Below are 6,982 nucleotides of genomic sequence, written 5' to 3' on the forward strand. Positions count from 1 at the left end.
CAGCGGGCGTCAAACGGACGTGGACCGTCCCTCGGAACACTCCCTTCCCCAGGAGACCCGGCTCCGGCCCGCATCGGCCGGAGCCGGTCAGGCGGAGAAGCAGGAGCATGTCCATGAACGTCACGGCCATCGGATCGGCGAGCGCGGTCTCGCCCGAGGAACGGGCGCTGCGCGACCTCTACTTGGAACACGGCCCGGCCCTCTACTCGTACGTGCTGCGCATGCTGGACGGTGACACCCACCGCGCGGAGGACGTCCTCCAGGAGACGCTGCTGCGCTGCTGGAACAACGGGAACCTGACCGACGGCGAGGGGATGGCCGTACGGCCCTGGATGTTCCGGGTCGCCCGCAACCTCGTCATCGACGCGCACCGGACCCGGCTGGCGCGCCCGCTGGAGATCAGCGGCACCAACTGGCTGGGCGACATGTGCGCCGAGGTGGACGACATCGAACGGATGCTGTCGTCGATGGTGCTGCACAAGGCCCTGCAGATGCTGACGCCCGCGCACCGCGAGGTGCTTCGCGCGACGTTCTTCGCGGACCGCACCACCCAGCAGGCCGCGGAGGACCTGGGGATTCCGCGGGGCACCGTGAAGTCCCGCGTGTACTACGCCCTGCGCAGCCTGCGCCTGGCCCTGCGGGAACACGGGGTGGTGGTGGAGGACCTGCGGGAGGAGGCGCCGGACGTGGCCTGTTGATCAGCCGAGCAGGATCCCGCGCACGTCCTCGGCGTCCGGGTGGCCGGTCTCCTCCAGCAGCGCGAGGGCCGACCGCAGCGCCTCGCGGGCCGCGTCGCGGTCGCCGGTGGCGCGGTGGGTGTCGGCGAGGTGACGCAGGACGTCGGCCTCGAGATAGCGGTCGCCCATCGCGGCGAACAGGCGCGCCGACCGCTCGAACCGCTCGACGGCCTCGGCGTACCGGCCGAGGTGGTGGTAGGCGTAACCGATGGTGTCCTGCGTCGAGGCCGATCCGTAGGGGTCGCCCGTCTCGTCGTAGAGGAGGAGGCTCTCCCGGCAGCGGTCGAGGGCTGTCGCGTGGTCGCCGATCAGGATGTACGTCCAGGCGACCTGGTTGAGCACCCCGGCTTCGCCGTTGCGGTCGCCCTCGGCCCGGAACAGCGCGCGGGCCTGTGCGTAGTGGTCGACGGCGGCGGTGCGCCGGTCCGTCCGGTTGGCCAGGTAGGCGAGGGCACGATGGACGCGGGCCCGGCCGAGCGGGTCGCCGACGGCACGGAACAGGTCCAGCGCGCGTTCGAGGCAGCCCGCCGCGGGCTCCGCGTGGTGGAACTGCGCGTGGGCCATGCCCAGGCCGCACAGGGAGTACGCCTGGCCGAGGGGGTCGCCGAGCCGCTGGGCCGCCGCCAGCGCCGCGCTGTTGATCTCCAGGAGGTCGTGCCAGAAGCCGAGCCGGTTGAAGTAGACGTCCAGGGCCGCGGCGGTGCGCCAGGCGTGTTCGTCGTAGCCGTGGGCGGCGGCGTGCCCGACGATCGCGCGCAGGACGTACCGCTCCGTGCGCAGCCAGGCGGTCGCCCGCGCCCGGTCGTCGAACCGCAGGGGCTCGCTGCCCGTCGCACCCGGCGGCAGGGCGATCGGCTCGCGGAACGGATCGAGCACCGAGGAGGCGTTGTGGGCGGTGCGCAGGAAGTGGTCGTGCATCCTCAGCAGCGCCGCGCCGCGGGTGCTCCCGTCGTCCTCGGCGTCGGCGAGTTCCCCGGCGTAGGCGCGCAGCAGGTCGTGCAGGACGAACCGGCCCGGGGCCCGTTCGATGAGCAGGCTCGCCCCGGTCAACTCGCTCAGCAGGGCGCGGACTTCACGGGGTGGCGCACCGGTCAGCGCGGTGGCCGCGGCGGTGGTGATGTCGGGGCCGGGATGCAGGGCGAGCCGGCGGAAGAGTCCGGCCGCCCCGGGCGACAGCGCCCGGTACGACCAGGAGAACACGGCGCGGGCGTCGGTCCCGGCGTCGTCGCCGACGAACGCGTCGAGGCTGCCGTGGTGGTAGCGGAGTTCCCCGACGACGTCGGCGAGCCGGAAACCGGGGTGGTGGGCGGCGCGGGCCGCGACGATGGCCAGGGCCAGCGGCAGCCGGGCGCACAGGTCGGCGATCGCGGCGGCGGCCTCCGGTTCGGCGTCGACCCGGGCGCGGCCCAGCCGCCGGGTCAGTAACTCGTACGCTTCCCCGGCGCTGAGCAGACCCAGCGTGAGCGGATGCGCCCCGTGCCCCGCGACCAGGCCGCCGAGCCGGCTGCGGCTGGTGACGACGACGAGGCTGCCGGGTGTGCCGGGCAGCAGCGGCCGTACCTGCCCGGCGTCCCGGGCGTTGTCCAGCACGATCAGGACGCGCCGGTCGGCGAGGACGCTGCGGTAGAGGGCGGCCCGCGCGTCGAGTCCCTCCGGGACGGCCTGCGGGGCGACGCCGAGCGCCACGAGGAACATCTCGATCGCGGAGCCGGGCAGCATCCGGGAGCCGTGCGGGTCGTAGCCGCGGAGGTTGACGTAGAGGCTGCCGTCGGGGAAGCGGCGGGCGATCCGGTGGGCCCAGTGCACGGCGAGCGTGGTCTTGCCGGCCCCCGCCAGGCCGTCGACGACGGCGACGACCGCGGTGCCGGGCGGGCCGTCGCCCTCGGGCAACAGCGCGGCGACGTGGTCGAGTTCGGCACGGCGACCGGTGAACAGGGGGAGATCGGCGGGGAGTTGGGCAGGGCCTGCGGCTCCGGTCCGGCGGGCCGGAGCGGGCGGGTCCGGTTCCGGAGGGGGCCCGGCACCGGAACCGGGCGGGGCGGGGGTGCCACCGGGCGCTCCGGCGAGCGCGGGGTCCCCGGCCAGCAGCCGTGCGTGGACGGCGCGCAGGGAGGGGCCCGGCTCGATGCCGAGTTCGTCGACCAGCGTGCGGCGCGTCCTCGCGTAGGCCTCCAGCGCCTCGGCCCGCCGGCCGCACCGGTACAGGGCGGTCAGCAGCAGTTCGCTCACGGCCTCGCGCAGCGGATGCGCCTCGCGCAGTGCCAGCAGTTCCGGCACCACCGCCTCGTGGCGGCCCAGTTCCAGCTCCAGGGACAGCCTCAACTCCTGGGCGCCCAGCCGCCGTTCGGCAAGGTCGGCCCGCGCGGCCCCGGCGTACGGACCCGGCACTCCGGCCAGGGCCGTACCGTCCCCGGCAGGCGGCACCGTACGCAGCGACCGGACCGCGCCGGGCCGGTCACCGGCGGCCCGGCGGCGCTCCGCCTCCGCCACCGCCTCCTCGAACTCGGCCAGGTCGCTCACGACGCTGGCGGTCCGCAGGGCGTATCCGTCCCCGATGGAGACCAGGAGGTCGGACGGCCGCCCCGATGTCCGCCCCGGCTCCAGTAGCTTGCGGAGCCGGGAGACGTAGGTGCGCACCATCGCGACAGCGCCCGGCGGCGGCCGCGTGCCCCAGACCCCGTCCACGAGATCGGCCACGGCGACCGCCTGTCCCCGGCTCAGCAGCAGCAGCGCGAGCACGGCACGCTGCTGCGGGGAGCCGAGCACCAGTTCGGCGGGACCCCGCCAGGCCCGCAGCGGGCCGAGCAGGGAGAACCGGAGGGCCTCTGGTCCACTTTCCTCCACGGTGCAGGACAGTAGCGGCCGCGATGCCGACCGTCAGGCGAAGAGGCGATCCGGTGCCGGCCACGGCCCCGCCGCCCACACGGCACCGGACCGCGGACCAACCGGACCGAAGATACTGTTATCCCTTCTCATTTTCTCATTCAAACGAAGGAAGGGTGTGATGCGCGGGTTAACCACCTCCCCCCAGGGCAGAAAGCCGTTGTTTCCGCCGGAGAATGAAAAGGAAGGGCGCGGGGGTGGAAAGAGTGGAGGGGATTTTCGTGCCATGAGGGCATGCGTGAACCCAATCGCCGGGAACATTTCTTTCGTTCGATCATTGGTGATACGCATGCACTTATGCCGCGATTCCTACTGGACTGAGGTCCTTCAGCATCGCGAGCGCCTCCTGCGTCTGGTGCGGCGCCGGCTGCCCAATCCACACGACGCCGAGGACTGCGTCCAGGAGGCCATGCTGCGGGCGGCGACCCACCGTGACCTGGACCGCGACCGGCTCGGGGCGTTCCTGACCACGGTCGCCATGCGGCTGTGCATCGACAGCTACCGGGAACGCGAGCGCTGGCAGCGGCTGCTGCTGCGCATCACCGACGGGGAGCCGGAGATGCTGGAGGAAGCCGTCTGCGACCAGGAATTCGGTCGCTGGCTGCTCCGGCAGGCCGGCCAGCTCCGGGGCCGTGAGCGGCAGGTGATGCTCGCGCGGGCCGACGGTATCTCCATCGTCGAGTTCGCCCGCATCAACCAGATCTCCGTAAAGGCCGCCGAGGGTGCTTTCACACGTGGCAGAGCGAGGCTCCGGCACATGTGCACCCAGTCTCTGGGCGAATCCTGCGGATGACCGAAAAATGGTTGGGCATTCTGGCCTGTTCCAGAATGCCCCTAGGGAAGGACACCCGAAAAAGTGGCTGACAAACCGAGCACGCAGGACACCATCAAGAACTTACTCGGCGACATCGCCGACAGTTCCAACAAGGCGTTCAACGATTTCCTCGACCCGCCGAACAAGTCGAAGAAGTCCGACTTCCCGGACTGGTTCGGCTCCGGCAATCCGATGGCGGCCCTCGCCGGGACGCCCCTCGGGGCGCTCCAGGCGATGGCGGCGTTCGGCGGCATGAACCCCGTGGCCGCGCTCGCCGGCGCCAACCCGCTCGCCCTCCTGGCGGGCGCCTCCTCCGACCGGGGCTCCGGCTCGGTGAACCCCCTGGCCGCCCTCGCGAACGCCAACCCGCTCGCCGCGCTGGCGGGCGCGACCCATCCGGCGGCGGCCCTCGCCGGGCTGGCCGGCGCGTCCAACTCCTCCAACAATCCCCTCGCGGCCTTCGGCCAGCTCGCCGGCGCGGCGGCCGGACTGCCCGGTGCCGTGGGCGGTCTCGGCGGCCTGGCCGAGTCCCTGGCGACCCTGCCCCAGCAGATCGCCAAACTGACCGACCTGCTCTCCACGCTGGTCGGCGCCCTGGACACCATCAGCGATGTCGCGGCGAGTGCCGGAGTCCGTCCGCCGGCCAAGAAGGGATGACCGACGCCGTCCTGTCACCAGGCCGTTGACCCGCGGTCCGGGCCCGGTGCGCCGGGCCGGCTGCCGCAGAACCCTTAGGAGGGAACCCGCGTCGTGAGGACCTTGATCGGCGACCGGCTCCGGCTGGTCGTGAAGGTGCTGGGCAGTCTGATCGCCGACGAGGTCGGTCATACGGCGCGGGAACGCGGCAGATCCAAGGGGAACGGCCGGTCCCCGGCGGAGGAGGAGGAATCCGCCGCCGGGGACGCCCAACGACGAGCCAGGGCCGTACGAAAAGCCCTGGAGAGCCTCGGCCCCTTCTACGTGAAGCTCGGCCAGATCCTCTCCACCCGGCCGGACATGGTGCCGCCCTCGATGATCGCCGAGTTCCAGAACCTGCACGACCAGGTCGACGTGCAGCCGTTCTCCCTGTTCGAGCCGGTCCTGGAGAGGGATCTCGGACCGGACTGGAAGCTCAGGTTCGACGACATCGACACCACCAAGCCCCTCGGGGCGGCCTCGCTGGCCCAGGTCTACAAGGTGACCCTGCCCGGGGGCAGACCGGCCGTGGTGAAGATCCAGCGGCCGGAGATCCGCGAGGCGGTCCGGGCCGACATGGCCCTGCTGCGCCGGGCCTCCCGCATCGTGGCCCGCGCGGCACCCCGCTTCAACGAGGTCATCGACGTCGAGGCGATGCTGGGCTCGATCTTCGACGCCATGGAACCCGAACTGGACTTCACCGGCGAGGCCCGCAACATGGAGGAGGGCCGGGAGGCGGCCCGCGACTTCAGCACCCTGGCCGTCCCCGAGGTCCTCCTGGCCACACCCCGGGTGCTGGTGCAGTCGATGGCTCCCGGCATGTCCGTACGGCATCTGGACCCCAGGTCGTTCAGCGACAGCGAGCGCACCGACATCGGCAAGGACCTGCTGCGGTTCATGTACCGCGGCTACTTCGTGCAGCGGACGTTCCACGCGGACCCGCACGCGGGCAACGTCTTCGCGCTGCCCGGGGGTCCCGCGACCCTGATCGACTGGGGCATGGTCGGACGCCTGGACAAGCGGACCAGCCTCCAACTGCTGCCGCTGCTCATGGCGTTGGCGCAGAACGACGGACACGGACTGGCCCGCGCCTGGGCCGACATGGGCAAACTCACCGCGTGGGCGAACCTGCCGGCGTTCGCCGCCGACATGGCGGCGCTGGTCCCCAAGATCTCCAGCGCCTCGCTGGGCGAACTCAACTTCGGCGTATCGCTCACCACGGTGCTGGAGAAGGCCACCAAGCGGGGCATCGGCTCGGCGCCCTCGATCTCCCTGCTGGGCAAGTCCTTCGCCAACCTCGAAGGCTCGGTGCGCTGCCTGGCGCCCGAGCTGTCGCTCGCGGAGATCTTCAAGGGCGAGGTCCGCGGCATCGTGATGTCCCTGCTGGGCGAGTTCATCTCGCTGGAGCAACTGGGCCGTACGGCAATGGACTTGATGGTCACGGCCACCACCAGCCCCGAGCAGCTGCGCGGCCTGCTGGCCGACGCGTCCAACCGGCGCTTCGCCCTCCAGGTCCACCACCCGAGGACCCCGGCCGCCCTGGGAGGCGAACGCGGCTCCTCCTACGCGGGGTTGATCGCCCTGGGCGCCATGGCCCTGCTGCTGGACCACCGCCGTCGGTCCCGCTGACGCGTCCGGCTCCCGCCGCGCACCCAGCCGCGACCACCCGACAGGAACCCGTCCCGGACGTCCCCCGGGCTCCCGCCCCGACCGCCCGCCGGACTCCCGCCTGAGGCATCCACTCGGCCCCTGCCTCGACCACCGGCCAGCCACCCGCCTCAGGCACCCTCCAGGCCCCGCCTCGACCACCCGCCAGCCACCCCGCCTCAGGCATCCGCCAGGCCCCTGCCACAGCCCCCCGCCAGGCTCCCGC

At 72.4% G+C, this 6,982-nt stretch carries 5 protein-coding genes; 4 read left to right on the plus strand and 1 reads right to left on the minus strand.

Going from position 1 to position 6,982, the window contains the following annotated elements; genetic code table 11:
• Window positions 1-113: 113 nt before the first annotated feature.
• A complete protein-coding gene (locus OO69_RS43245; protein ID WP_033286472.1) occupies window positions 114-698 on the plus strand; it encodes a sigma-70 family RNA polymerase sigma factor in 585 nt (194 codons plus the stop codon).
• Here OO69_RS43245 and OO69_RS43250 read toward each other — a convergent pair whose 3' ends face one another.
• The gene (locus OO69_RS43250) at window positions 699-3,581 is read right to left on the minus strand and encodes an AfsR/SARP family transcriptional regulator (protein ID WP_033286473.1); all 2,883 of its coding nucleotides are present in this window, start codon (window positions 3,579-3,581) and stop codon (window positions 699-701) included. It abuts the gene before it with no gap.
• A 328-nt stretch (window positions 3,582-3,909) separates the two neighbouring features.
• On the opposite strand from OO69_RS43250, the gene OO69_RS43255 reads away from it, so the two are divergent.
• The 3 genes from OO69_RS43255 to OO69_RS43265 all read left to right on the plus strand — a co-directional run bounded on the left by OO69_RS43255 (window position 3,910) and on the right by OO69_RS43265 (window position 6,738).
• Window positions 3,910-4,413: an RNA polymerase sigma factor gene (locus OO69_RS43255; RefSeq protein ID WP_078652835.1), complete on the plus strand. Its 504-nt coding sequence runs from the start codon at window positions 3,910-3,912 to the stop codon at window positions 4,411-4,413.
• Window positions 4,414-4,476: 63 nt separating this feature from the next.
• Window positions 4,477-5,091, plus strand: coding sequence for a hypothetical protein (locus OO69_RS43260; RefSeq protein WP_051801652.1), 615 nt, complete (start codon window positions 4,477-4,479; stop codon window positions 5,089-5,091).
• Window positions 5,092-5,184: 93 nt separating this feature from the next.
• Window positions 5,185-6,738 carry an ABC1 kinase family protein gene (locus OO69_RS43265; protein ID WP_033286474.1) on the plus strand — a complete coding sequence of 518 codons (1,554 nt, stop codon included), beginning with the start codon at window positions 5,185-5,187 and terminating at the stop codon, window positions 6,736-6,738.
• Window positions 6,739-6,982 lie beyond the last annotated feature (244 nt).

This window comes from Streptomyces sp. NRRL F-525 (assembly GCF_000716605.1).
Taxonomy (GTDB): Bacteria; Actinomycetota; Actinomycetes; order Streptomycetales; family Streptomycetaceae; genus Streptomyces.

Excerpts from the sequence above, each read along its gene's own strand:
- OO69_RS43255 (WP_078652835.1), top strand. The coding sequence starts at position 3,910 with ATGCACTTATGCCGCGATTCCTACTGGACTGAGGTCCTTCAGCATCGC.
- OO69_RS43245 (WP_033286472.1), top strand. The coding sequence starts at position 114 with ATGAACGTCACGGCCATCGGATCGGCGAGCGCGGTCTCGCCCGAGGAA.